The 22,587-nt window shown below is 59.1% G+C and carries 22 protein-coding genes and 1 pseudogene; 9 read left to right on the top strand and 14 right to left on the bottom strand.

Features of this window, described 5'->3' with window-relative positions:
• Positions 1 to 2 precede the first annotated feature (2 nt).
• From ACM1ZW_RS08125 to ACM1ZW_RS08105, 5 genes are all read right to left on the bottom strand, one after another.
• Complete coding sequence (locus tag ACM1ZW_RS08125; RefSeq protein WP_003229509.1) at positions 3 to 383, bottom strand: RidA family protein; 381 nt, start codon at positions 381 to 383, stop codon at positions 3 to 5.
• 25 nt (positions 384 to 408) lie between these two features.
• Positions 409 to 2,514, bottom strand: a complete 2,106-nt coding sequence (gene spoT / locus ACM1ZW_RS08120) for a bifunctional GTP diphosphokinase/guanosine-3',5'-bis pyrophosphate 3'-pyrophosphohydrolase (RefSeq protein WP_017341489.1) — start codon at positions 2,512 to 2,514, stop codon at positions 409 to 411.
• Between the two features lie 57 nt (positions 2,515 to 2,571).
• The gene (gene rpoZ, locus ACM1ZW_RS08115; protein ID WP_003177259.1) at positions 2,572 to 2,835 is read right to left on the bottom strand and encodes a DNA-directed RNA polymerase subunit omega; all 264 of its coding nucleotides are present in this window, start codon (positions 2,833 to 2,835) and stop codon (positions 2,572 to 2,574) included.
• 168 nt (positions 2,836 to 3,003) lie between these two features.
• A complete protein-coding gene (gene gmk, locus ACM1ZW_RS08110; protein WP_017341488.1) occupies positions 3,004 to 3,624 on the bottom strand; it encodes a guanylate kinase in 621 nt (206 codons plus the stop codon).
• Between the two features lie 12 nt (positions 3,625 to 3,636).
• Positions 3,637 to 4,500 carry a YicC/YloC family endoribonuclease gene (locus ACM1ZW_RS08105; protein ID WP_253433788.1) on the bottom strand — a complete coding sequence of 288 codons (864 nt, stop codon included), beginning with the start codon at positions 4,498 to 4,500 and terminating at the stop codon, positions 3,637 to 3,639.
• 281 nt (positions 4,501 to 4,781) lie between these two features.
• On the opposite strand from ACM1ZW_RS08105, the gene rph reads away from it, so the two are divergent.
• The 3 genes from rph to gltS all read left to right on the top strand — a co-directional run bounded on the left by rph (position 4,782) and on the right by gltS (position 7,610).
• Positions 4,782 to 5,504, top strand: a complete 723-nt coding sequence (gene rph / locus ACM1ZW_RS08100) for a ribonuclease PH (RefSeq protein WP_010465211.1) — start codon at positions 4,782 to 4,784, stop codon at positions 5,502 to 5,504.
• A gap of 29 nt (positions 5,505 to 5,533) precedes the next feature.
• On the top strand, positions 5,534 to 5,902 hold the full coding sequence (locus tag ACM1ZW_RS08095) for a DUF4870 domain-containing protein (RefSeq protein ID WP_017341486.1): 369 nt from the start codon (positions 5,534 to 5,536) through the stop codon (positions 5,900 to 5,902).
• A 502-nt stretch (positions 5,903 to 6,404) separates the two neighbouring features.
• Positions 6,405 to 7,610 carry a sodium/glutamate symporter gene (gltS, locus tag ACM1ZW_RS08090; RefSeq protein WP_017341485.1) on the top strand — a complete coding sequence of 402 codons (1,206 nt, stop codon included), beginning with the start codon at positions 6,405 to 6,407 and terminating at the stop codon, positions 7,608 to 7,610.
• An 85-nt stretch (positions 7,611 to 7,695) separates the two neighbouring features.
• Here the strand turns inward: gltS and ACM1ZW_RS08085 are convergent, their stop codons facing one another.
• Positions 7,696 to 8,475 carry an exodeoxyribonuclease III gene (locus tag ACM1ZW_RS08085; RefSeq protein ID WP_008030595.1) on the bottom strand — a complete coding sequence of 260 codons (780 nt, stop codon included), beginning with the start codon at positions 8,473 to 8,475 and terminating at the stop codon, positions 7,696 to 7,698.
• 82 nt (positions 8,476 to 8,557) lie between these two features.
• On the opposite strand from ACM1ZW_RS08085, the gene pyrE reads away from it, so the two are divergent.
• Positions 8,558 to 9,202, top strand: coding sequence for an orotate phosphoribosyltransferase (gene pyrE / locus ACM1ZW_RS08080; protein ID WP_017341484.1), 645 nt, complete (start codon positions 8,558 to 8,560; stop codon positions 9,200 to 9,202).
• Positions 9,203 to 9,292: 90 nt separating this feature from the next.
• Here pyrE and ACM1ZW_RS08075 read toward each other — a convergent pair whose 3' ends face one another.
• The 5 genes and pseudogenes from ACM1ZW_RS08075 to coaBC form a co-directional block, all read right to left on the bottom strand.
• The gene (locus ACM1ZW_RS08075) at positions 9,293 to 9,550 is read right to left on the bottom strand and encodes a hypothetical protein (RefSeq protein WP_017341483.1); all 258 of its coding nucleotides are present in this window, start codon (positions 9,548 to 9,550) and stop codon (positions 9,293 to 9,295) included.
• 190 nt (positions 9,551 to 9,740) lie between these two features.
• The gene (gene argB, locus ACM1ZW_RS08070) at positions 9,741 to 10,646 is read right to left on the bottom strand and encodes an acetylglutamate kinase (protein WP_008007602.1); all 906 of its coding nucleotides are present in this window, start codon (positions 10,644 to 10,646) and stop codon (positions 9,741 to 9,743) included.
• A 17-nt stretch (positions 10,647 to 10,663) separates the two neighbouring features.
• Positions 10,664 to 12,040, bottom strand: a pseudogene (locus ACM1ZW_RS08065) (phosphomannomutase/phosphoglucomutase); the annotation flags it as partial.
• Positions 12,041 to 12,381: 341 nt separating this feature from the next.
• The gene (dut, locus tag ACM1ZW_RS08060) at positions 12,382 to 12,837 is read right to left on the bottom strand and encodes a dUTP diphosphatase (RefSeq protein WP_017341480.1); all 456 of its coding nucleotides are present in this window, start codon (positions 12,835 to 12,837) and stop codon (positions 12,382 to 12,384) included.
• A 5-nt stretch (positions 12,838 to 12,842) separates the two neighbouring features.
• Positions 12,843 to 14,051: a bifunctional phosphopantothenoylcysteine decarboxylase/phosphopantothenate--cysteine ligase CoaBC gene (coaBC, locus tag ACM1ZW_RS08055; protein WP_017341479.1), complete on the bottom strand. Its 1,209-nt coding sequence runs from the start codon at positions 14,049 to 14,051 to the stop codon at positions 12,843 to 12,845.
• A gap of 136 nt (positions 14,052 to 14,187) precedes the next feature.
• Here coaBC and radC point away from each other — a divergent pair, with 136 nt between their 5' ends.
• Complete coding sequence (radC, locus tag ACM1ZW_RS08050) at positions 14,188 to 14,862, top strand: RadC family protein (RefSeq protein ID WP_017341478.1); 675 nt, start codon at positions 14,188 to 14,190, stop codon at positions 14,860 to 14,862.
• Positions 14,863 to 15,002: 140 nt separating this feature from the next.
• On the opposite strand, the gene ACM1ZW_RS08045 is transcribed toward radC, so the two are convergent.
• On the bottom strand, positions 15,003 to 16,589 hold the full coding sequence (locus tag ACM1ZW_RS08045) for an ABC transporter substrate-binding protein (RefSeq protein WP_017341477.1): 1,587 nt from the start codon (positions 16,587 to 16,589) through the stop codon (positions 15,003 to 15,005).
• A gap of 446 nt (positions 16,590 to 17,035) precedes the next feature.
• Between ACM1ZW_RS08045 and rpmB the strand changes: the two genes are divergently transcribed.
• Both rpmB and rpmG read left to right on the top strand, forming a co-directional pair.
• The gene (gene rpmB / locus ACM1ZW_RS08040) at positions 17,036 to 17,269 is read left to right on the top strand and encodes a 50S ribosomal protein L28 (RefSeq protein WP_007894701.1); all 234 of its coding nucleotides are present in this window, start codon (positions 17,036 to 17,038) and stop codon (positions 17,267 to 17,269) included.
• A gap of 11 nt (positions 17,270 to 17,280) precedes the next feature.
• The gene (gene rpmG, locus ACM1ZW_RS08035) at positions 17,281 to 17,436 is read left to right on the top strand and encodes a 50S ribosomal protein L33 (protein WP_007894709.1); all 156 of its coding nucleotides are present in this window, start codon (positions 17,281 to 17,283) and stop codon (positions 17,434 to 17,436) included.
• 97 nt (positions 17,437 to 17,533) lie between these two features.
• On the opposite strand, the gene ACM1ZW_RS08030 is transcribed toward rpmG, so the two are convergent.
• Positions 17,534 to 17,896, bottom strand: a complete 363-nt coding sequence (locus tag ACM1ZW_RS08030; protein WP_017341476.1) for a cupin domain-containing protein — start codon at positions 17,894 to 17,896, stop codon at positions 17,534 to 17,536.
• A gap of 248 nt (positions 17,897 to 18,144) precedes the next feature.
• Here ACM1ZW_RS08030 and ACM1ZW_RS08025 point away from each other — a divergent pair, with 248 nt between their 5' ends.
• A complete protein-coding gene (locus ACM1ZW_RS08025) occupies positions 18,145 to 19,638 on the top strand; it encodes an aldehyde dehydrogenase (RefSeq protein ID WP_017341475.1) in 1,494 nt (497 codons plus the stop codon).
• Positions 19,639 to 19,823: 185 nt separating this feature from the next.
• Positions 19,824 to 20,969, top strand: a complete 1,146-nt coding sequence (locus ACM1ZW_RS08020) for an MFS transporter (protein ID WP_017341474.1) — start codon at positions 19,824 to 19,826, stop codon at positions 20,967 to 20,969.
• Positions 20,970 to 21,004: 35 nt separating this feature from the next.
• Here the strand turns inward: ACM1ZW_RS08020 and ACM1ZW_RS08015 are convergent, their stop codons facing one another.
• Positions 21,005 to 22,573 (bottom strand): phospholipase D family protein, encoded by a 1,569-nt coding sequence (locus tag ACM1ZW_RS08015; RefSeq protein WP_017341473.1) that lies wholly within the window; start codon positions 22,571 to 22,573, stop codon positions 21,005 to 21,007.
• Positions 22,574 to 22,587: the final 14 nt, after the last annotated feature.

Genomic DNA, 22,587 nt, shown 5'->3' with positions numbered 1-22,587 from the left:
TATTACTCGATGACCAGAATGGCATCCATTTCAACCTGCGAACCCTTTGGCAGGGCGGCTACACCGATGGCGGCGCGGGCAGGGTATGGCTGGTCAAAGTACTTGCCCATGATCTCGTTGACCTTGGCGAAGTGGCTCAGGTCGGTGAGGAAGATGTTCAGTTTGACGATGTCCTTGAACGAACCGCCAGCGGCTTCGGCCACGGCTTTCAGGTTTTCGAACACCTGGACGGTCTGGGCCTCGAAGCCTTCAACCAGTTCCATGGTTTTTGGGTCCAGAGGAATCTGACCCGACATGTAGACGGTGTTACCCGCCTTGATCGCCTGGGAGTAAGTGCCGATGGCGGCCGGGGCCTTGTCGCTGGTGATAACAGTCTTGGTCATGAATGACTCCTTGTAATAGGTTGGCTTAGGCGCGCATGCGGGTGATGCGAATCACCCCGGTCAGTGCGCGCAGTTTCTTGATCACGCGGGCCAGGTGCACGCGGTCGTGCACGCTGACCACCAGTTGAACCACGCTGATGCGACCATCGCGCTCGTCCATGCTGATTTTTTCGATATTGCCGTCGGCCGCGTTGACGCTGCTGGCCAGCAGTGCGATCAGGCCACGCTGGTGTTCCAGCTCGACGCGCAGCTCGACGTTGAATTCGCCGGTGACATCCTTGGCCCACGAGAGCTGGATGCATTTTTCCGGGTTGTGGCGGATTTCGCTGATGTTGCGGCAGTTGTCCAGGTGCACGACCATGCCTTTGCCTGCGGACAGGTGACCGACAATCGGGTCGCCCGGGATCGGCGTGCAGCACTTGGCGTAACTGAGGACCAGACCTTCGGTGCCGCGAATCGCCAGCGGGCCTTCCGGGCTTGGCAACTGTTCGCCTTCGCCCAACAGGCGGCGGGCGACCACGTAAGCCATGCGATTACCCAGGCCGATGTCTTCGAGCAGGTCTTCGATCAGTTCGAGACGGTACTCGGTGAGCATCGCCTTGACGCGCTCCGCCGCAACTTTTTCCAGCGAGCTGTCGAAGCCATTCAGCACTTTGTTCAGCAGGCGTTCGCCCAGGCTGATGGATTCGGAGCGGCGTTGCAGTTTGAGTGCATGACGGATATGCGTCCGCGCCTTGCCGGTGACCACGAAGTTAAGCCACGCCGGATTCGGCCGTGCGCCGGGAGCGCTGACGATCTCGACCGTGGAGCCGCTTTGCAGCGGTTCGGACAGCGGCGCGAGACGACGATTGATCCGACAGGCGATGCAGCTGTTGCCGACGTCGGTGTGCACCGCATAAGCGAAGTCGACTGCCGTGGAGCCTTTGGGCAGCTCCATGATCCGGCCTTTGGGCGTGAACACGTAGACCTCGTCCGGAAACAGGTCGATCTTCACACTCTCGATGAATTCCAGCGAGTTGCCGGCGCGTTGCTGCATCTCCAGCACGCCTTTGACCCACTGGCGGGCGCGGGCGTGAGTGCCTTTGGGCTGCTCGTCGCCGCTGGATTTGTACAGCCAATGGGCGGCGATGCCATTGTTGGCCATCTCTTCCATTTCACGGGTGCGGATCTGAATCTCGATCGGTACGCCGTGCATGCCGAACAGCGTGGTGTGCAGCGATTGATAGCCGTTGGCCTTGGGGATCGCGATGTAATCCTTGAAGCGACCCGGCAACGGTTTGTACAAATTATGCACGGCACCCAGCACGCGGTAGCAGGTATCGACCTTGTCGACGATGATACGGAACGCATAGACGTCCATGATCTCGTTGAAGGCCCGACGCTTGCCGCGCATTTTCTTGTAGATGCCGTAGAGATGTTTCTGACGACCGCTGACCTCACCCTGAATACCGTCGATGGCGAGGCAGTGGCTGAGGGACTCTTCGATCTTGTTGACGATTTCCTTGCGGTTGCCCCGGGCGCGCTTGACCGCCTGGTTGATCCGTGCGGAACGCATCGGGTGCATCGCCTTGAAGCCGAGGTCTTCGAATTCTATGCGAATGGCGTGCATGCCCAGCCGGTTGGCGATGGGTGCATAGATTTCCAGGGTTTCCTTGGCGATCCGCCGGCGTTTTTCGCCAGACAGGACTTCCAGCGTGCGCATGTTGTGCAGGCGGTCGGCGAGCTTGACCAGGATCACGCGAATGTCGCGCGCCATGGCCATGGCCATCTTCTGGAAGTTTTCGGCTTGTGCTTCGGCCTTGGTCTCGAAGTTCATCTGGGTCAGCTTGCTGACGCCATCGACCAGTTCGGCCACGGTTTCACCGAACTGCGCTTGCAGCGCTTCCTTGGCAATACCGGTGTCTTCGATCACGTCATGCAGCATCGCGGCCATCAAACTCTGATGGTCCATGTGCATGTCGGCAAGAATATTGGCCACGGCAAGAGGATGCGTGACATACGCCTCACCGCTGCGGCGGCGTTGGCCGTCGTGGGCTTGTTCGGCGTAGAAGTACGCTCGGCGGACCAGGTTGACCTGGTCCTTGCCGAGGTAGGTCGATAAGCGATCGGCGAGGGCGTCTATGCTCGGCATGATGACTCCTGCCGTTCGTTGTGACCCCGCGCCGTGCTACGTCGACCAGGCATAGGCTTAGACGGCCTCGTTGGACTCGTCCTCGAACGCTGCGAACAGCGGTTCGTCTTCGACGATTTCAGCGTTGGCGATGAACTCGTAGCTCATCAGGCCTTCGGCGATTTCACGCAGGGCTACAACGGTAGGCTTGTCGTTTTCCCACTGAACCAGTGGCTCTTTGCCGCCTGTGGCCAGTTGACGGGCACGCTTGGTAGAGAGCATGACCAGCTCAAAGCGGTTTTCCACGTGTTCTAGGCAGTCTTCAACGGTTACGCGGGCCATGGTATTCCTCGGAGCGAATGCAATATGCGCGCTGCCCGGTTGGGCGAGCGGACTCAACAGTTTAAAAAATCACCAGCGATTAGGGAAGCGCTGATTTTTTGACCAAGCCCTTCAACGCGCTGCAAGTGCCAATGTAAAGCCCTTGCAGCGGTTTTGGGAAGAGCTGTTTCAGCCCAGCAATTCAGCCAGCAACATGCCGAAACGCACCTGTTGGCGCTTCTGTTGCAATTGATTGGCACGGAAAATCGCCTTCAGGTCATCCAGTGCGTGGGAGAAATCGTCATTGATGATCAGGTAGTCGTACTCGACATAGTGGCTCATTTCGTTGACGGCTTCACGCATCCGGCCCGCAATGATCTCGTCGCTGTCCTGGCCACGGTGGGTCAGGCGCTGGTGCAAGGCTTGCAGCGATGGCGGCAGAATGAAGATCGAACGCGCCTGAGGCATCAGCTTTCGCACTTGTTCGGCGCCTTGCCAATCGATTTCCAGAATCAGGTCGTGACCTTCGTCCAGCGTTTGCTGCAGATGGCTTTGCGAGGTGCCATAGAAGTTGCCGAATACTTCGGCGCGCTCCAGAAAATCGCCGTGTTCGCCCATCTTCACAAAGGCTTCGCGGCTCACGAAGTGGTAGTTCACGCCGTCCACTTCACCCGGGCGCATGGCACGGGTGGTGTGGGAAATCGATACGCGGATCTCCGGGTTGGTGTCGGTCAGGGCCTTGACCAGGCTGCTCTTGCCCGCGCCCGAAGGGGCGGAAATGATGTACAGGGTGCCGGTGCTGTGGGTCATGTCGGGTTTGCCTTACTCAATATTCTGCACTTGTTCGCGCATCTGCTCGATCAACACTTTGAGGTTGACCGCTGCCTGTGTGCTGCGCGGGTCGAAGGCTTTGGAGCCCAGTGTGTTGGCTTCGCGGTTGAGTTCCTGCATCAGGAAGTCCAGGCGCCGACCGGCAGCACCGCCGGACTTGAGCACCCGGCGAACTTCAATGATGTGAGTGCTCAGGCGATCCAGTTCTTCGGCGACGTCGCTCTTTTGCGCGAGCATGACCATTTCCTGTTCCAGGCGCTGCGGGTCCATCTCGGCTTTCATATCGGCGAAGCGGTCGAGGACTTTCTGGCGCTGGGTGGCGAGCATCTGCGGAACCAGTTCTCGCAGGGTCACCACGTCTTCTTCAATGGAGGTCAGGCGATCGTTGATCAACCGTGCCAGCTCCGCACCTTCGCGCTCGCGGCCAGCCTTGAGTTCTTTCAGGCCTTCGTTGAACAGTGCCAGCGCTTCGGCATTCAAGGCTTGCGGGTCGCTGGCGTCGCCGACCAGAACGCCGGGCCAGGCCAGCACTTCCAGCGGGTTCAGCGCCGCCGGATTCTTGATCAGGCCTGCGATGGTTTCGGCGGCCGCAACCAGTTGCGCGGCGCGCTCGCGGTCCACTTGCAGGGGTTTGTCAGTGTTTTCTTCGGTGAAGCGCAGGGTGCACTCGAGTTTGCCTCGGGAGATGCCCTGACGCAGTGCCTCGCGGACCGCGCCTTCGAGGTCGCGAAACGACTCGGGCAGGCGCAGGTGGGGTTCCAGGTAGCGGCTGTTGACCGAGCGCAGTTCCCAGCTCAGGGTGCCTTGGGCGCCGGCTTTTTCGACGCGGGCGAAGGCGGTCATGCTGTGCACCATGGAGGTACCTCGCAATGCAGGTCCATGCGTTACCCAAGGTTTCGCGGACCCGCTATCTGTGAATTGAAGCCAAGAGGCAGCAAAGGCGCAGGATTGTAGCGCAGTGGGGCGGATGCGCCCAAACACACGGTGTGACAAAGGGCTGCAGGCCGTCGGTTAAGCGCTGTTCTAAGCTCAAACCAGGCCCTTCAATCGTCGGGCGGCTTTTTTAGAAGTGCCCAGTCTTGGCGCGCGGCTCTATAATGCTCGGCAGTTTTCCGTCCTCCGTACAGGTATTCCCTATGAAACGTCCAAGTGGTCGCGCTGCCGATCAGCTCCGCTCGATCCGCATTACCCGCAACTACACCAAACACGCCGAGGGATCTGTACTGGTCGAGTTCGGTGATACCAAAGTCATCTGCACTGTCAGCGTTGAAAACGGCGTGCCGCGTTTCCTCAAAGGCCAGGGCCAAGGCTGGTTGACCGCCGAATACGGCATGCTGCCGCGCGCCACCGGCGAGCGTAACCAGCGTGAAGCGAGCCGTGGCAAGCAAGGCGGCCGGACCCTGGAGATCCAGCGCCTGATCGGTCGTTCCCTGCGCGCCTCGCTGGACATGTCCAAGCTGGGCGACGTTACCCTGTACGTCGACTGCGACGTGATCCAGGCTGACGGCGGCACCCGCACGGCGTCCATTACCGGTGCCATGGTTGCACTGGTCGATGCCTTGAAAGTCATCAAGAAGCGTGGCGGCCTGAAAGGCGGCGACCCACTCAAGCAAATGATCGCGGCCGTTTCGGTGGGCATGTATCAGGGCGAGCCTGTGCTCGACCTCGACTACCTGGAAGACTCGGCTGCCGAGACGGACTTGAACGTGGTAATGACCAGCACCGGTGGCTTCATCGAAGTGCAGGGCACCGCCGAAGGTGCGCCGTTCCAGCCTGAAGAGCTGAATGCCATGCTGGAGCTGGCGAAGAAAGGCATGACCGAAATCTTCGAATTGCAAAAGGCTGCACTGGCTGACTGACCGGAACCATTCCAGACAAGGAGGACATAATGAGTGACGAGCAAGAGCTGCTTCCCACCCCGAGCAAAGAGGTTCGGCAGTGGGCAATGTTTTGTCATCTGTCCGCCTTGCTGGGAATCTGGATTCCGTTCGGCACGTTGATCGGCCCGCTGATTCTCTGGCAGATGAAGCGCGAGATGGACCCGTTTGTCGATGCGCAGGGCAAGGAGGCGCTGAACTTCCAGATCACCGTCGCCATTGCCTCCGCCATCTGCTTCTTGCTGATGGTGGTGATCATCGGGTTCTTCCTGTTTGGGCTGGTGGCGATTGGTGCGTTGGTGTTGACGATCATTGCTGGCGTGAAAGCCAATGAGGGCGTGCCGTACCGGTATCCGTTCACTTGGCGGTTGATCAAGTAGCCAGTAGCACGTAATTCATGTGGGAGCGGGCTTGCTCGCGAAAGCGGCTTATCATTCAACACTTAAGTTGAGTGATACACCACTTTCGCGAGCAAGCCCGCTTTCACATTTAAAATTCAGCGGCAAAACGCAGTGCACCGAAACTTGAAATTAATTACCCTGCCGTGTAGGACTTTTCTTTTTTTAAAGTTGAAACTTTCTCCCGATGTAAAAGATGCGTGCCCGACTGGCTAAGCCTCTGCCCAGATTTACACTTGTATAACTATCTCCCTTACACTTTTAGTCACAACTGTAAAGCTTCAGTGCCGTGTATGAGCTTGGCAATCTGACTTGGCGGTTGATAGAGTTGCGCCAAGTAATATTTATCAAGAAATATTTCGATATATTCTGACCATTGACGGTCCTTGAATCCAAAACTAACCAGCGTTGATAAATCAACCTGTTCAAGAGGCGTGTCCAGGTAAAAAGTTCGCCCCTGAATATATATCAAAGAATAATCCCAATGGTTCAGCTCGATTTTTATGGAACACTTGTGGCCGCCTCTTTAGTACTGTTACTGGGGCGCGGGCTGGTCACACGAATCGGTTTTTTACGTAACTACAATATCCCTGAGCCTGTAGCAGGCGGCCTGGTGGTTGCTCTGCTTCTCCTGGCTTTGCGGGGGCTCGATATTGACGTCCGGTTTGACACCTCACTGCAAACGCCCTTGATGCTGGCATTTTTTGCCACCATCGGCTTGAGTGCAGACTTCGCCAGCCTGAAGAAAGGCGGGCGCGTAGTGGGAATCTTTGTACTGGCGGTCACCACGCTTTTGGTGGTCCAGAATGCCATGGGCCTCGCGCTGGCAAAAACGTTGGGACTCGATCCGTTGATGGGCCTGCTGACAGGCTCGATAACCCTGGCGGGCGGTCACGGTACAGGCGCTGCGTGGGGAACGGTGTTCAGTGAGAAGTACGGTCTGGCTTCTGCCTCCGAGCTCGCGATGGCCTCTGCGACGTTCGGCCTGGTGTTGGGCGGTTTGATTGGTGGTCCGGTCGCTCGCCTGCTCATCAAGCGTGTCCAGGTGCCCGGTCTTACGCAAGAAAAGCCACGGCTGCCAAGGGGGTTTGAGCAACCGAACAAAGAGCGCTCGATCACGCCATTTTCGTTTGTCGAGACGCTCGCTCTGATCGCGGTCAGTTTGCTGGTGGGTTCTCTCCTGAATGGTCAGCTCCAAGGAACTGCATTTGAGCTGCCGACGTTCGTTTGCGTCTTGTTCGTGGGGGTGATTTTACGGAACGGGCTATCAGCGCTTGGCTTGTATCAGGTGTTTGAGCGTGAAGTTTCCGTGTTGGGGAATGTCAGCTTATCGCTGTTTCTGGCGATCGCTCTGATGTCGCTCAAGCTGTGGGATCTGGCCGCACTGGCTTTGCCGATCTTTATCATCCTCGCTGCGCAAGCGTTGGTCATGGCGCTGTTTGCGATTTTCGTGACATTCAGAATGATGGGCAGTAACTACGATGCCGCCGTTCTGGCGGCAGGGCATTGCGGTTTTGGACTGGGTGCAACGCCAACTGCCATCGCAAACATGCAAGCGGTGACGCAGCGTTATGGGTCTTCGCAGATAGCGTTTCTGGTGGTGCCAATGGTGGGTGCTTTCTTCATCGACATCATTAATGTGATCGTGATCAAGTTGTATCTGGCGCTGCCATTCCTCGCTGCTGCGTGAAGGGATAACCCATAAGAAAAATGCCCGTATCTTTCGATACGGGCATTTTCGTTCACCGGTCAGCAGGTTTTCGTGTCAGCGAAAACTAGATAGTCAGTGTCCAGTCGTAGTCAACGATCAGCGGAGCATGCTGCGAGAACCGTGGCTGACGTGGCAGGCGCGCACTGCGTACAAAGCGGCGCAGGCCCGGGGTCAGTATCTGGTAATCGAAGCGCCAGCCCAGGTTGAGCATTTCTGCCTGCTCATTATCCGGCCACCAGCTGTACTGGTCACCTTCCCGGCTGACTTCGCGCAGGGCATCGACATAACCCATGTTGCCGACAATCTCGTCCATCCAGGCACGCTCAGGTGCCAGGAAGCCCGGGGATTGCTGGCTGTCGCGCCAGTTTTTGATATCCAGCTTCTGTTGCGCCACGTACAGCGAGCCACAGTAAATGTACTCGCGACGTTTGCGCCGCTGTTTATCCAGATAACGGGCGAAATCGTCCATTAGCTTGAACTTCTGGTTCAAGTCTTCATCGCCGTTCTGCCCCGAAGGGAGCAGTAAGGTCGCGATGCTGACCTTGTCGAAATCGGCTTGCAGGTAGCGCCCGTAGCGGTCGGCCGTCTCGAACCCGAGACCGCTGATGACTGCCTTCGGTTGCAACCGCGAATACAAAGCCACGCCACCCTGGGCGGGAACTTCGGCTTCGCAGGCATAAAGGAAGTAGCCATCCAGTTGGAAGGCTGGATCGTCCAGTTCAAAGGCGGAGGCGCGGGTGTCCTGCAGGCAGATGACGTCGGCATTCTGTGCTTGCAGCCAACTGAGCAAACCTCGCTCCACTGCAGCCTGAATACCATTGACGTTCACACTGATGATCCGCATAAATGGCCCCAAAAATCGCGTGCGTGTATGATACACGGCGTCAACCTAATTAGCTAAATCCGTGGTATTTGGGGTTTTTTTCATGCAAGCGTATCAGCGCGATTTCATTCGTTTTGCCATCGATCGCGGCGTTTTGCGCTTCGGTGAGTTCACCCTGAAGTCCGGGCGCACCAGTCCTTACTTCTTCAATGCCGGTCTGTTCAACACCGGTTCCGCCCTTGCGCAGCTGGGTCGTTTCTACGCGGCAGCCATTGTCGAGAGCGGTATTTCGTTCGATGTACTGTTTGGCCCGGCGTACAAGGGCATTCCGTTGGCGGCGACCACTGCGGTGGCCCTGGCTGAACATCACAACCGTGATTTGCCATGGTGCTTCAACCGTAAAGAGGCCAAGGCCCACGGCGAAGGCGGCAGCCTGGTTGGCGCACCGTTGACCGGTGACGTGCTGATCATCGACGACGTGATCACCGCTGGCACCGCGATCCGCGAAGTGATGCAGATCATCGCTTCCCAGGACGGCGCCAAGGCGGCGGGCGTGCTGATCGCCCTCAACCGTCAGGAGCGTGGCAACGGTGAGTTGTCGGCAATCCAGGAAGTGGAGCGTGACTTCGGCATTCCGGTGATCAGCATTGTTTCGCTGAATCAGGTGCTGGAATTCCTGGCTGACGATCCGCAGCTCAAGCAGCACCTGCCAGCTGTAGAAGCTTACCGCGCCCAATTCGGCGTATAACGGCAGCTCCCTCAGGGATCGCAGGCGAAAAAAGACCCCGCTCAGTCAGGCTGATCGGGGTTTTTTTCTGGATCGGGGGCGTCCGCGAGGTTATTTTTTGCTCGCGGGTTTGATGACCTCGGCGCTTTTGATTCCAGGTTTTTCCGATTTCTCCGGATAGGGATCCTTCACTGCGTCGCCTTGGCCGGTGAGAATTTTCCAGCCATAGCGCGAATGCACGGTTTTACGAAACTGTGGACACGGCGGCATCGAAGTTTTGGCCTGATTCGAATATTGGTGGCCGCAGTCGACACACTCGTAAGTACCTGGGGAAACATCGCTGCCGTAAGGAACGTAATCTTTTTTCATGAGGGAGTCCTCCTGTGGATACAGGGAAGATCCTATGCAGATTGATTCCTGAGCGATGTCAGGCGTTTCGCTGAATCAGGTCAGGCATTTCCTATGCCCATAAAAAAAATCGCAGATTTCTTCAGAGCCTACGGAATTTTCTTACATCCGAAGGCGCTGCCAAAAGCTGCGATCTTTTAACGTTTTTGAATCAGTGACGCTTGCGATTGCTGATCAACGTACCCACACCCGTATCGGTGAAGATCTCCAGCAGAATCGCATTCGGTACCCGACCATCGATGATCAACGAACTGCCCACGCCGCCCTGAACCGCTTCCAGCGCGCAACGGATCTTCGGCAGCATGCCGCCGTAGATGGTGCCGTCGGCGATCAGATCGTCCACCTGCTGAGTCGTCAGGCCGGTCAGAACCGTGCCCGACTTGTCCATCAGGCCAGCGATGTTGGTCAGCAGCATCAGCTTTTCAGCCTTCAACGCCTCGGCGACTTTACCGGCCACGAGGTCAGCGTTGATGTTGTACGACTCGCCGTTGGCACCGACGCCGATTGGCGCGATCACCGGAATGAAGTCGCCTTTTACCAGCAGGTTCAGCAAGTCGGTGTTGATCCCGACCACTTCGCCCACCTGGCCGATGTCGATGATTTCCGGTTGGGTCATCTCTGGGGTCTGGCGGGTCACGGTGAGTTTTTTCGCGCGAATCAGCTCGGCGTCTTTACCGGTCAGGCCGATGGCGCTGCCGCCATGACGGTTGATCAGGTTGACGATGTCCTTGTTCACCTGGCCACCGAGGACCATTTCCACCACGTCCATGGTTTGCGCATCCGTCACGCGCATGCCATCGATGAAGTGGCTCTCGATCGACAGACGCTTGAGCAGGTCGCCGATTTGCGGACCACCGCCGTGAACCACCACCGGGTTGATGCCCACGGCTTTCATCAGCACGATGTCGCGGGCGAAGCCGGTTTTCAGCTCCTCGCTTTCCATCGCGTTGCCGCCGTATTTGATCACCAGCGTCTTGCCGACATAGCGGCGAATGTAAGGCAGCGCTTCGGACAGGACCTTGGCGGTGTTGGCGGCGGCTTCGCGTTCGAGGGTCATTCAGGGCTCCGGGTGAATCAGAACGGTAGTTGGAGATCAGGTGCAACACGCTTCAACTGGACTTTGAATACGTCCTTGATGCGCTGCAATTCAGCCTCGTCATCGGCCTCGAAGCGCAGCACCAGCACCGGTGTGGTGTTGGACGCGCGCACCAGGCCCCAGCCTTTGGCATAGTCGACTCGCACGCCGTCGATGGTGGTCAGGTCGGCGCCTTCGCCCCACTTCGCGTCGTGCAATGCATCAATGATGCTGAATTTGCTCTCTTCGGTCACATGGATATTGATTTCCGGCGTAGAAATATCGTTCGGGAAGGTCGCAAACAGCTCTTCCGCCGTGGATTTTTCCTTGCTCAGGATCTCCAGCAGTCGCGCGGCGCTGTAAATGCCGTCGTCGAAACCGAACCAGCGCTCCTTGAAGAAAATGTGCCCGCTCATTTCGCCGGCCAACAGGGCGCCGGTCTGTTTCATTTTCTTTTTGATCAACGAGTGACCGGTCTTCCACATGAGCGGACGACCGCCGTATTCCTTGATCAGCGGCGTCAGGCGGCGGGTGCATTTGACGTCGAAGATGATTTCCGCGTCCGGGTTACGCGCCACCACGTCGCGGGCGAACAGCATCAGCAGGCGGTCCGGGTAGACGATGCTGCCGGTGTTGGTCACCACGCCAACGCGGTCGCCGTCGCCGTCGAAGGCCAGGCCGATGTCGGCGTTGGTTTCCTTGACCTTGGCGATCAGGTCGACAAGGTTTTCAGGCTTGCCCGGGTCCGGGTGATGATTCGGGAAGTTGCCGTCGACGTCGCAAAACAGCGGGATGACTTCGCAGTTCAGCGCTTCGATCAGTTGCGGAGCGATCACACCGGCCGCACCGTTACCGCAGTCGACCACGACTTTCAGGCGGCGAGCCAGTTTGATGTCCCCGACGATTTCAGTGTTGTAGCGGTCGAGGATTTCGACTTGGGTGATGCTGCCCTTGCCGCTGCTCAGGTTGTTGGTCTTGAGGCGGTCGTGCAAGGCCTGGATTTGTTCGTTGGCCAAGGTATCGCCAGCGATGACGATCTTGAAACCGTTGTAGTTCGACGGGTTGTGGCTACCGGTGAGCATCACGCCCGACTTGCCGGCCAGTACGTTGGCGGCGTAGTAAAGCGCCGGCGTTGGCACCAGGCCCACGTCACTGACATGGCAACCAGCCTCGGCCAGGCCTTTGATCAGTTGTTCGACGAGTTCCGGGCCGGACAGGCGACCGTCACGGCCAACGGAAACGTTCGGTTCGCCCTCGGCCAGGCTCTGGGCGCCGATGGCGCGACCGAGCCAGTAAGCGGTCTCAGCGTTCAGGAATTCCGGGACGGTGCCGCGAATGTCGTAGGCGCGGAAAATGCTGTCAGGGAACTTGGGTGCGACTTGGGCGGGGGTGTTCATCTGTAGGAATGCTCCATCTCGAAAGTGGCTGGACCTGCACGCGAAGAACGCTTTGGCGGGTTCGAACTGAAGGGTATGACGACGTTTTCCACAGAGAGTTCGTGGTGCGAAAAGGCCATGACACCGGTTTCAGTCAGCATCTGGCCGGTCAATGCCTTGGTTTTCAGTAGTAAACCTTGCAGATGACGGCTGTGCGATTTCAGCATCCTGTGGCGAGGGAGCTTGCTCCCGCTTGAGTGCGGAGCACTCACAGTATTTAAGGGTTGCTACGCAACCCAGCGGGAGCAAGCTCCCTCGCCACAGGGTCGCCGTCTATCCGATCAATGGCTGCCGGAATGCCCGAAACCGCCCGTACCGCGCTGGGTTTCAACGAACTCTTCGACCATCTCGAAATGCGCTTGAACCACTGGCACCAAAACCAACTGTGCCAAACGCTCGCCCACCACCATGTTGAAGTCGGTCTGCCCACGGTTCCAGCACGACACCATCAGTGGACCCTGGTAATCGGAGTCGATCAAGCCGACCAGATTGCCCAGCACGATGCCGTGCTTATGGCCCAGGCCGGAGCGCGGCAGAATCAGCGCGGCCAGACCTGGATCGCCGATGTAGACGGACAGGCCCGTCGGAATCAGCACGGTTTCGCCCGGCTTGATCACGGTGTCTTTTTCCAGCATGGCGCGCAGGTCGAGGCCGGCGGAGCCTGGGGTGGCGTACTGCGGCAGCGGAAATTCGGTACCGATGCGGGGGTCGAGGATCTTGGCTTGCAAAGCGTGCATGTAAATTAAACCTGGTTCAGACGTTCGGCGATAAAAGTGATCAGCTGGCGAGCAATCTTGCTCTTGCTGGTCTGGGCGAAAAGTGTGGCGTGTAGCTCCCGGTCGATCACGCTGCAGGCGTTTTCTTCGCTGTTGAAGCCAATGCTCGGGTTGGCTACGTCGTTGGCGACGATCAAATCGAGGTTTTTGTCTTTCAACTTGCGCGCAGCGTAGTCGAGCAGGTGTTCGGTTTCGGCGGCAAAACCGACACTGAACGGACGGTCGGGGCGGGTGGCAATGGTGGCCAGGATGTCTGGGTTACGCACCATTTGTAGTAGCAAGCCGTCGCCGTTCGTAGGGTCTTTCTTGAGTTTCTGTGGGGCAACGACTTCGGGGCGGTAGTCCGCGACCGCTGCCGAGGCAATGAACAGGTCGCAAGGGATCGCGGCTTCGCAAGCGGCGAGCATGTCGCGGGCACTGACCACGTCGATGCGCGTGACGCGATCCGGGGTTGGCAGGTGCACCGGGCCGGTGATCAGAGTCACGCGGGCGCCGGCTTCAACCGCCGCTTCGGCCAGGGCAAAGCCCATTTTGCCGGAGCTGTGGTTGGTGATGTAGCGTACCGGGTCGATGTTTTCCTGGGTCGGGCCGGCAGTGATCAGCACGTGTTTGCCGGTCAGCGCCTGGCGCTGGAAGCAGTCCGCCGCGCATTGCGCGAGTTCGACGGCTTCGAGCATGCGGCCCAGGCCGACGTCACCACAGGCCTGGCTACCGGAGGCCGGGCCGAAGGCTTTGATGCCGCGGCTTTCGAGGGTTTGCAGGTTGGCCTGGGTGGCCGGGTCGCGCCACATGGCCTGGTTCATCGCCGGGGCTACGGCGACCACGGCGTCGGTGGCCAGCACCAGTGTGGTCAGCAGATCGTCGGCAATACCCTGGGCCAGGCGGGCGATCAGGTCCGCAGTGGCGGGGGCGATCAGCACCATGTCGGCCCACTTGGCGAGCTCGATATGGCCCATCGCGGCTTCGGCCGCCGGGTCGAGCAGGTCCAGATGAACCGGGTGGCCGGACAGGGCCTGCATGGTCAGCGGGGTGATGAACTCGCTGCCGCCACGGGTCATGACCACGCGCACTTCGGCGCCCTGGTCGATCAGGCGGCGAACCAGGTCAGCGCTCTTGTAGGCGGCAATACCGCCGCCGACGCCCAGAACGATGCGTTTCCGATACAGCCGCTGCATAGGTCTGCCTTTCATTTCGTTGATGACTGCGTGGCGGTACCCCCTCCCCAGGAGTGAAATCGCCCGCAAAAAAGATGGGCTACGATATCACAGCGACCGCTACGGAACAGCGGCGCCCACAGACCAGGGAGGTGTTATGAGTATTCGGGATTGGCCGGCGGCGGAGCGGCCGCGGGAGAGATTACTGGAGTTGGGCTCGGCGAGCCTTTCGGATGCCGAGCTGCTGGCGATTTTTTTACGCACCGGGGTGGCCGGTAAAAGTGCGGTGGATCTGGCGCGACACTTGTTGAGCCAATTTGGCAGCCTGCGTTCGCTGTTGGAAGCCGATCAAGCAACATTCAGCAAGCAATTAGGGCTCGGTCCGGCGAAATTCGCTCAGTTGCAGGCGATTCTGGAAATGGGGCGGCGACATTTGGCCGAGCGCGCGCGTCAGAAGCCGGCGCTGGAAAATCCCCAGGCCGTTCGTGATTACCTGAAGTCGATGCTTCGGCACGAGCCTCACGAAGTGTTTGGCTGCCTGTTTCTGGATTCGAAGCATCAGGTGCTGACCTTCGAAGCGTTGTTTCGCGGCTCGATCGACAACACGAGCGTTCATCCACGGCAGGTGGTCAAGCGCGCCCTGGCGCACAACGCCGCCGCGTTGATCCTCTGCCACAACCATCCCTCGGGAAACACCAACCCCAGCCAGGCCGACCGCACGCTGACCAAACGCCTGCAAGAGGCGCTGGAATTGATTGATGTGCGGGTGCTGGACCATTTCATCATTGGTGACGGCGAGCCGCTTTCAATGGCCGAGTATGGGTGGATGTAGGGCTGGGGACGGGCTCTGTGGCGAAGGAGCTTGCTCCCGCTTGAGTGCGCAGCGCTCACAGGATCTTCAGGGCCGCTGCGCAGCCCGGCGGGAGCAAGCTCCCTCGCCACAGAGAAGCATTTGCGCAGCGTTTCCGAGCGTTACTTGAGGTTGACCCTGGAGTAATCCTGGCGACCAAACGGGCTGACCGAATACCCCTCGACTCCCTTGCGCATCAGCGCGAAGGCCGTCGGGTGGGCCAGCGGCAACCACAGCGCCTGCTGCTGGATCTGCGCCTGGGCCTGTTCATAAAGCTTGGTGCGCACGCCTTGCTCGGAAGTGGTCTTGCCGGCACTGATCAGCTTGTCCAGATCCTGATTGCAGTAGCGAGCGAAATTGGTGCCGGACTTGACCGCCGCGCAGGAAAACTGCGGCGTGAGGAAGTTGTCCGGGTCACCGTTGTCGCCGGCCCAGCCCATGAACAGCAGGTCGTGTTCGCCTGCCTTGGCGCGGCGGATCACTTCGCCCCACTCGATCACGCGAATTTCGGCCTGGATGCCGATCTCTGCGAGATCCGATTGCAGCATCTGCGCCCCGAGGCTTGGGTTCGGGTTGAGCAGGCTGCCGGATGGGCGCGTCCAGATGGTGGTCTGGAAACCGTCCTTGAGCCCGGCTTTGGCCATCAATGCCTTGGCTTTTTCCACGTCGTACGCGTAGCCCGGCAAGCCTTTGGCATAACTCCATGTGTTGGGCGGGTACGGGCCGTTGGCGGCTTCGGCGGTGTCTTCGAACACGGCTTTGACATAGCTGGCCTTGTCGAACGCGAGATTGATGGCTTGCCGTACTTCAGGCTTGTCCAGCGGTGGATGCTGGCTGTTGATGGCGACGAACGCCGTCATGAACGCGTCGGTCTTTTCCACTTTCAGCGTCGGTTCTTTCAGCGCGGCTTGTACGTCCAGTGGCTTGGGCGACAGGGCGATCTGGCACTCGTTGCGGCGCAGCTTCTGCAGTCGGACGTTGGCGTCCGGGGTGATGGCAAAAATCAGCGGGTCCACCGCAGGCTTGCCACGGAAGTAGTCCGGGTTGGCCTTATAGCGAATCGAGGCATCTTTCTGGAACCGCGTGAACACGAAGGGGCCGCTGCCGATCGGCTGGCTGTTGAGTTTCTCCGGCGTACCGGCTTTCAGCAGTTTATCGGCATATTCGGCGGAGTAGATCGAAGCGAAGCCCATGCTCAGGGTCGGCAGAAAGGTTGAATCCGGATGGTCGAGGGTGAAGCGCACAGTCAGCGGGTCGAGCGCGTCGATCTTCTTGATCAGCGCCGGTAGCTGCATCGATTGCGCGTGCGGGAAGCCGCTCTGTGCCACTTTGTGCCAAGGGTTGGCCGGGTCGAGCATGCGGTCGAAGCTGAATTTCACGTCTTCGGCGGTCAGGTCGCGCGTAGGGCTGAAGTATTCGGTGCGGTGGAATTTCACCTGCGGATGCAGCTTGAACACGTAGGTCAGGCCGTCGGGGGTGACTTCCCAGCTGTCCGCGAGGCCGGCGACCACTTTGCCGCTGGCCGTGTCGAAGTCCACCAGACGGTTCATCAACACGTCGGCCGAAGCGTTGGTGGTGGTCAGCGAGTTGTATTGCACCACGTCGAACCCTTCCGGGCTGGCCTCGGTGCAGACGCTCAGGGCGGCAGCATGGGCCAGCGGGCTCAGTAGAAGCGGGGCGAGCAACAGCGGTAGGGCAGCGAGGCGCATGGTCGGATTCCTTTACAGATCGAAGGCCCATCTGCAAGTGCAGTCTGGAAACGTCTTACCCTAGTGGGCTCTTTTGCAAATGACTATCCCCTTTTTCATTTTAAGAGGACTATATGCGATCGTTTTCGGTGAATGCCGGCCGAGGAAAACCCTGAACAGGCCAGTTTGCCGATTCTCTGCGACGAGCGGTCTTTATCGACGACAGCCTTTATCCAAGGCGCTCGGAGCCAGAAAAACGGGGTTTTTATCAAGTCCGTGCACACGGAATGTTGTTGCACCCCAGTCTTTCTGGTATAAAGCAGCGCTCTTTTCTAGGGGCCCGGTTCCTTCACTGTAGGTGTAGCCGGTAAGACCTCTAAAGAAACGCGGCGCCTGGCGCCAAATGACTGAGAGATTAAGCGGCCAACCCATGCCGGGTTGGGCATGTGGTTTTAGAGGGCTGAGGCATGTCGAGAGTATGTCAAGTTACCGGTAAGGGTCCGGTGACTGGGAATAACATTTCCCACGCAAACAACAAAACCCGTCGTCGTTTCCTGCCGAACCTGCAGCATCACCGCTTCTGGGTTGAAGAAGAGAAACGTTTCGTGCGTCTGCGCGTATCTGCCAAAGGCATGCGTATCATCGACAAGCGTGGCATCACTGTCGTGCTGGCCGAAATCCGCAAAGCTGGCAAGATCTAAGGGAGATAATCATGCGTGAATTGATTCGTTTGATCTCGAGCGCCGGTACTGGTCACTTCTACACTACCGACAAGAACAAGCGCACTACTCCGGACAAAATCGAGATCAAGAAATTTGATCCGGTTGTTCGCAAGCACGTGATCTACAAAGAAGGCAAAATCAAGTAATTGATTTTTCCCTCTTACGAAAAAGGCCCGTATCGCGAGATACGGGCCTTTTTTGTTGCCTGAATTTGTTGTTGCCCAGCTCAGACAACACACATCCTCAGGCCTTCTGTTCAAACGCCACATAAATCTTGCGGCACGGCTCCAGCACTTCCCAGGTGCCGCGGAACCCGGCCGGGATCACGAAGCGATCACCCGCACGCACGGTCTTGCTGTTGCCATCGTTGTCGCGCAGCACCGAAACACCCTGAACGATTTCGCAGTATTCATGCTCGGTGAAGTTCACGTGCCACTGGCCAACCGCGCCTTCCCATACGCCCGCATTCAACTGGCCACACGGGCTGTTGTAGTGGTTGTAAACCACCTGCTCAGGGTCGCCCTTCAAGATTTTCGCCTGGTCCGGTCTGTAGCGCTCGGGCTCGGTAGCGGCCTGGCTGAAGTCGACGATGTTCTGGATGCTCATTGTTGTTATCCCCCGTGATTGCGGCGCGAGTGGCTGGAAAGGTGCTGGAAAGCCCAAAGTCTATGTTTATTAAAATGAACACCGCAAGGCCGTTTAACGACCTTATGTCAAATATATTGAAACAACCCCGGTCACTGGTTTAGGGTGGCGGTTGCCTTGGGCCGAATTGCAGGCTGGCCGGGCAGAATTCCTGGGGACGTCCGCGAAGAACGCGGGGCGCTCGTATTCAATAAGAGGAGGACACTCGAATGACCACCCTGACTCGTGCCGATTGGGAACAACGGGCTCGCGATCTGAAGATCGAAGGCCGCGCCTACATCAATGGCGAATACACCGATGCCGTCTCCAGCGAGACCTTCGAGTGCATCAGCCCGGTCGATGGCCGTCTGCTGGGCAAAGTCGCCAGCTGTGACGCCGCCGATGCCCAGCGCGCTGTTGAAAACGCTCGTGCCACGTTCAATTCCGGCGTCTGGTCGCGCCTGGCGCCGACCAAACGCAAAGCCACCATGATCCGTTTCGCCGGCCTGCTGAAACAGCACGCCGAAGAACTCGCCCTGCTTGAAACTCTGGACATGGGCAAACCGATCAGCGATTCCCTGTACATCGACGTTCCCGGTGCGGCGCAAGCCCTGAGCTGGAGCGGCGAAGCCATCGACAAGATCTACGACGAAGTCGCCGCGACCCCGCACGATCAACTGGGTCTGGTGACCCGCGAGCCGGTGGGCGTTGTCGGCGCCATCGTGCCGTGGAACTTCCCGTTGATGATGGCCTGCTGGAAACTCGGCCCGGCGCTGTCCACCGGTAACTCGGTGATTCTCAAGCCGTCGGAAAAATCGCCGTTGACCGCCATCCGCATCGCTGCGCTGGCCGTTGAGGCCGGCATCCCGAAAGGCGTGCTGAACGTGCTGCCGGGTTATGGTCACACCGTCGGCAAGGCTCTGGCCCTGCACAACGATGTCGACACCCTGGTGTTCACCGGTTCGACCAAGATCGCCAAGCAACTGCTGATCTACTCCGGCGAATCGAACATGAAGCGCGTCTGGCTTGAAGCCGGTGGCAAGAGCCCGAACATCGTGTTCGCCGATGCTCCGGACCTGCAAGCTGCCGCAGAAGCCGCCGCCGGCGCCATCGCCTTCAACCAGGGCGAGGTCTGCACCGCCGGTTCGCGTCTGCTGGTCGAGCGCTCGATCAAGGACAAATTCCTGCCGCTGGTGATCGAAGCCCTGAAAACCTGGAAGCCAGGCAACCCGCTGGACCCGGCGACCAACGTCGGCGCGCTGGTGGATACGCAGCAGATGAATACCGTGCTGTCCTACATCGAATCCGGCCACGCCGATGGCGCCAAACTGGTCGCTGGCGGCAAGCGCACGCTGCAGGAAACCGGTGGCACTTACGTTGAGCCGACGATTTTCGACGGCGTCAGCAACGCGATGAAAATCGCTCAGGAAGAAATCTTTGGCCCGGTCCTGTCGGTCATTGCTTTCGACACTGCCGAAGAAGCCGTCGCGATTGCCAACGACACGCCTTACGGCTTGGCCGCCGCGGTGTGGACCAAGGACATCTCGAAGGCTCACCTGACTGCCCGTGCGCTGCGTGCCGGTAGCGTGTGGGTCAACCAGTACGACGGCGGCGACATGACCGCACCGTTCGGTGGCTTCAAGCAGTCGGGCAACGGTCGCGACAAATCGCTGCACGCGTTCGACAAGTACACCGAGCTGAAGGCGACCTGGATCAAGTTGTAAGCCGTTAAGGGAGGCCTATAAGTAACAGTCCTCCCGAACGACGCAGATCCCTTGTGGGAGCGAGCCTGCTCGCGATAGCGGTGTAACAGTCGACGAAAATGTTGAATGTTGCTCCGTCATCGCGAGCAGGCTCGCTCCCACAGTGTTTTGTGTTGTACATAAAGATATCCACAGGAGCGTGGAACATGCGTTGGGCGACTTATTTCGCCGTGTTGGCGTCTGTCTTGAGTGTCGGCCTGGCCTTGGGCGTCAGCATGCCGCTGGTATCGTTTCGCCTGGAAGGCTGGGGCTACGGTTCGTTTGCCATCGGCGTAATGGCCGCGATGCCGGCGATTGGTGTGTTGCTGGGGGCGAAAATCTCCAGTCATCTGGCGGCGCGTCTCGGCACGGCCAATCTGATGCGCCTGTGCTTGTGGGCCGGGGCGGTATCCATCGGGTTGCTGGCGCTGTTGCCGAGCTATCCGGTGTGGCTGGTGCTGCGATTGATGATTGGTGTGATCCTCACGCTGGTCTTCATTCTTGGCGAAAGCTGGATCAATCAGCTGGTGGTCGAGCAGTGGCGTGGCCGACTGGTGGCACTGTACGGCAGCAGCTATGCGCTGAGTCAGTTGGCCGGGCCGTTGCTGTTGGGCGTTCTGGGCACCGAACACGATTATGGCTTCTGGGTCGGCGTCGGTTTGCTCACGGTGGCGCCGTTCCTGTTGCTGGGTCGCAGCGGCGCACCCACCAGTGAAGCCTGCAGCGTGACCTTCAGCGACTTGTGGCGCTTCTGCCGAGGACTGCCGGCGATTGCCTGGGGTGTGGCGCTGTTCGCGGCGTTCGAGGCGATGATCCTGACCTTGTTGCCGGTCTATTGCCTGCGTCAGGGGTTCACTACTGAGATAGCCTTGGCGATGGTCAGCACCGTGGTGGTCGGTGATGCCTTGCTGCAATTGCCGATTGGTGCGTTGGCGGATCGCCTGTCGCGACGCACGTTGTTCACCGGTTGTGCTGTGGTGCTGATGCTGTCGAGTCTGGCAATCCCGTTGCTGATCGACACGTTGCTGATCTGGCCGTTGTGGGTACTGTTCGGCGCCAGTGCCGGGGGCTTGTTCACCTTGTCACTGATCCTGATCGGCGAGCGTTATCGCGACGACGCGCTGGTGCGCGCCAATGCGCATATCGCGCAGCTATGGGGCATTGGTTGTCTGGTCGGACCGTTGGCTGCCGGGGCTGGCAGTCAGTGGATCAGCGGGCACGCGTTGCCTCTTTTGATGGCGGCTGGTGCGTTCGGGCTGGTGATTTTGCTGATGCGCGAAGGTGCATTCGGTACGGTCGCCGAGCCTGCCTGACGCCACGGACTGTCCCGCGGGGGGTGTGTCGTCTGTCAGAGCATCCGTTCCAGGCCGACCGCGGTACTCATCCACGCATTGAAATGGCGCCACCAGCTGCCCGGCTCCTTGGTCAGCGTATGCATTTTTCCGTCGTCCTCGGTCACCCAGACGATCCGGTCGTTTTCCAGCTTCACCTGATAACTGAGGGGCGGCGCCATACCCTCCATCGCCGCTGTGCGCACATGCGCGGCGAGTTCGGGGCTGTCCACCAGCACGCCGACTTCTGTGTTCCACAACACTGAGCGCGGGTCGAAGTTGAACGAGCCGATGAAGGATTTCTGCTGATCGAAGATCATCGCCTTGCTGTGCAGGCTCGAATCGGAACCACGGTAGGACTTGCTGTAGAAAATATGCGGCCCGCTGCCGCCGCCTTCGCCGGGCTGGCGGCGCAATTCGTACAACTTCACGCCATGTTCCAGCAGCGCCCGGCGATAGGGCGCGTACCCGCCGTGCACCGCCGGGACGTCGGTGGCTTCCAGCGAGTTGGTCAGCAGGCTGACGGAGACCCCGGCATCGGCGCGGCCAGTGAGGTAAACCAGCCCCGGTTGCCCCGGTACGAAGTATGCCGAGATCATGATCAGCTCTTTGCTGACGCCGGTGAGCTCGGGCGCCAACTGCGTGGTGAGCAGCAAGTGCGGGTCAGGCTCGCCGTCTGACAGGACCTTGCTCGGTGCGTCCCACAACGCCTGGTTCCAGGCCCAGATCAACTCCCGGCGCCAGATGTCCATGCGCGGGTTTGTGGTGTAGGTCATCAGCTGCTGATACAGCGCGTGATTCTGCTTGCGCGTCTCTTCCAGCGACTCTTCCAGGCGGGTGCGGGTATTTTGCAGGTCCTTTTGCGTCGGTTTGCTCGACAGGAATTCATCGATCGGCTTGCTCAGCGCACTGTTCCAGTACTGGTCGAAACTATGGCCAAGCTGCTCGGCAACTGGCCCGACGCCGAGCATGTCGATGTCGGTGAAGTTCAGGTTGGGCTCGGCATCGAAATATTCGTCCCCCAGGTTACGGCCACCGACGATGGCCGCGCTGTTGTCCGCCAGCCACAGCTTGTTGTGCATGCGCCGGTGTTGCAGCGACAGGTTGAACAGCCGGCCCATGGTTCGCGTCACGCCTGTGGCCCGGCCCAGATGCAACGGGTTGAACAGGCGGATCTGGATCTGCGGGTGCGCCGCCAGGGTCGCAATGATCCAGTCGAGGCCGTCGCTGGTGGTGTCGTCGAGCAGGATTCTCACGCGCACGCCACGGTCGGCCGCCTTGAGCAATTCCTCTGCCAGCATGCGGGTGCTGATGCCGTCGTGGACGATGTAGTACTGCAAATCGAGGCTGCTTTGGGCGTTGCGGATCAACTCGGCACGGGCCATGAAGGCTTCGCCGCTATTGGACAGCAGGCGAAAACCGGACTTCCCCTCATGGGGCGCGGCCTGGGCCTGGATCGATCGACCGAATGCCGAATCACTGGCGGGCAGCGCCTGACTGGGCTCGCGTTGAACGTCGAAGCTGGCGCAACCGCCCAGGAGCGAGGCCAGTAGCAGAAGAGCGAGCAGGGGCTGTCTGACTCTCACGTAGGATCGTTCCG

Source organism: Pseudomonas sp. NFX71, from assembly GCF_048079215.1.
Taxonomy (GTDB): Bacteria; Pseudomonadota; Gammaproteobacteria; order Pseudomonadales; family Pseudomonadaceae; genus Aquipseudomonas; species Aquipseudomonas fluorescens_B.
The sequence above is the reverse complement of the archived record's forward strand: the minus strand, read 5'-3'. Positions and strand labels throughout refer to the sequence as shown.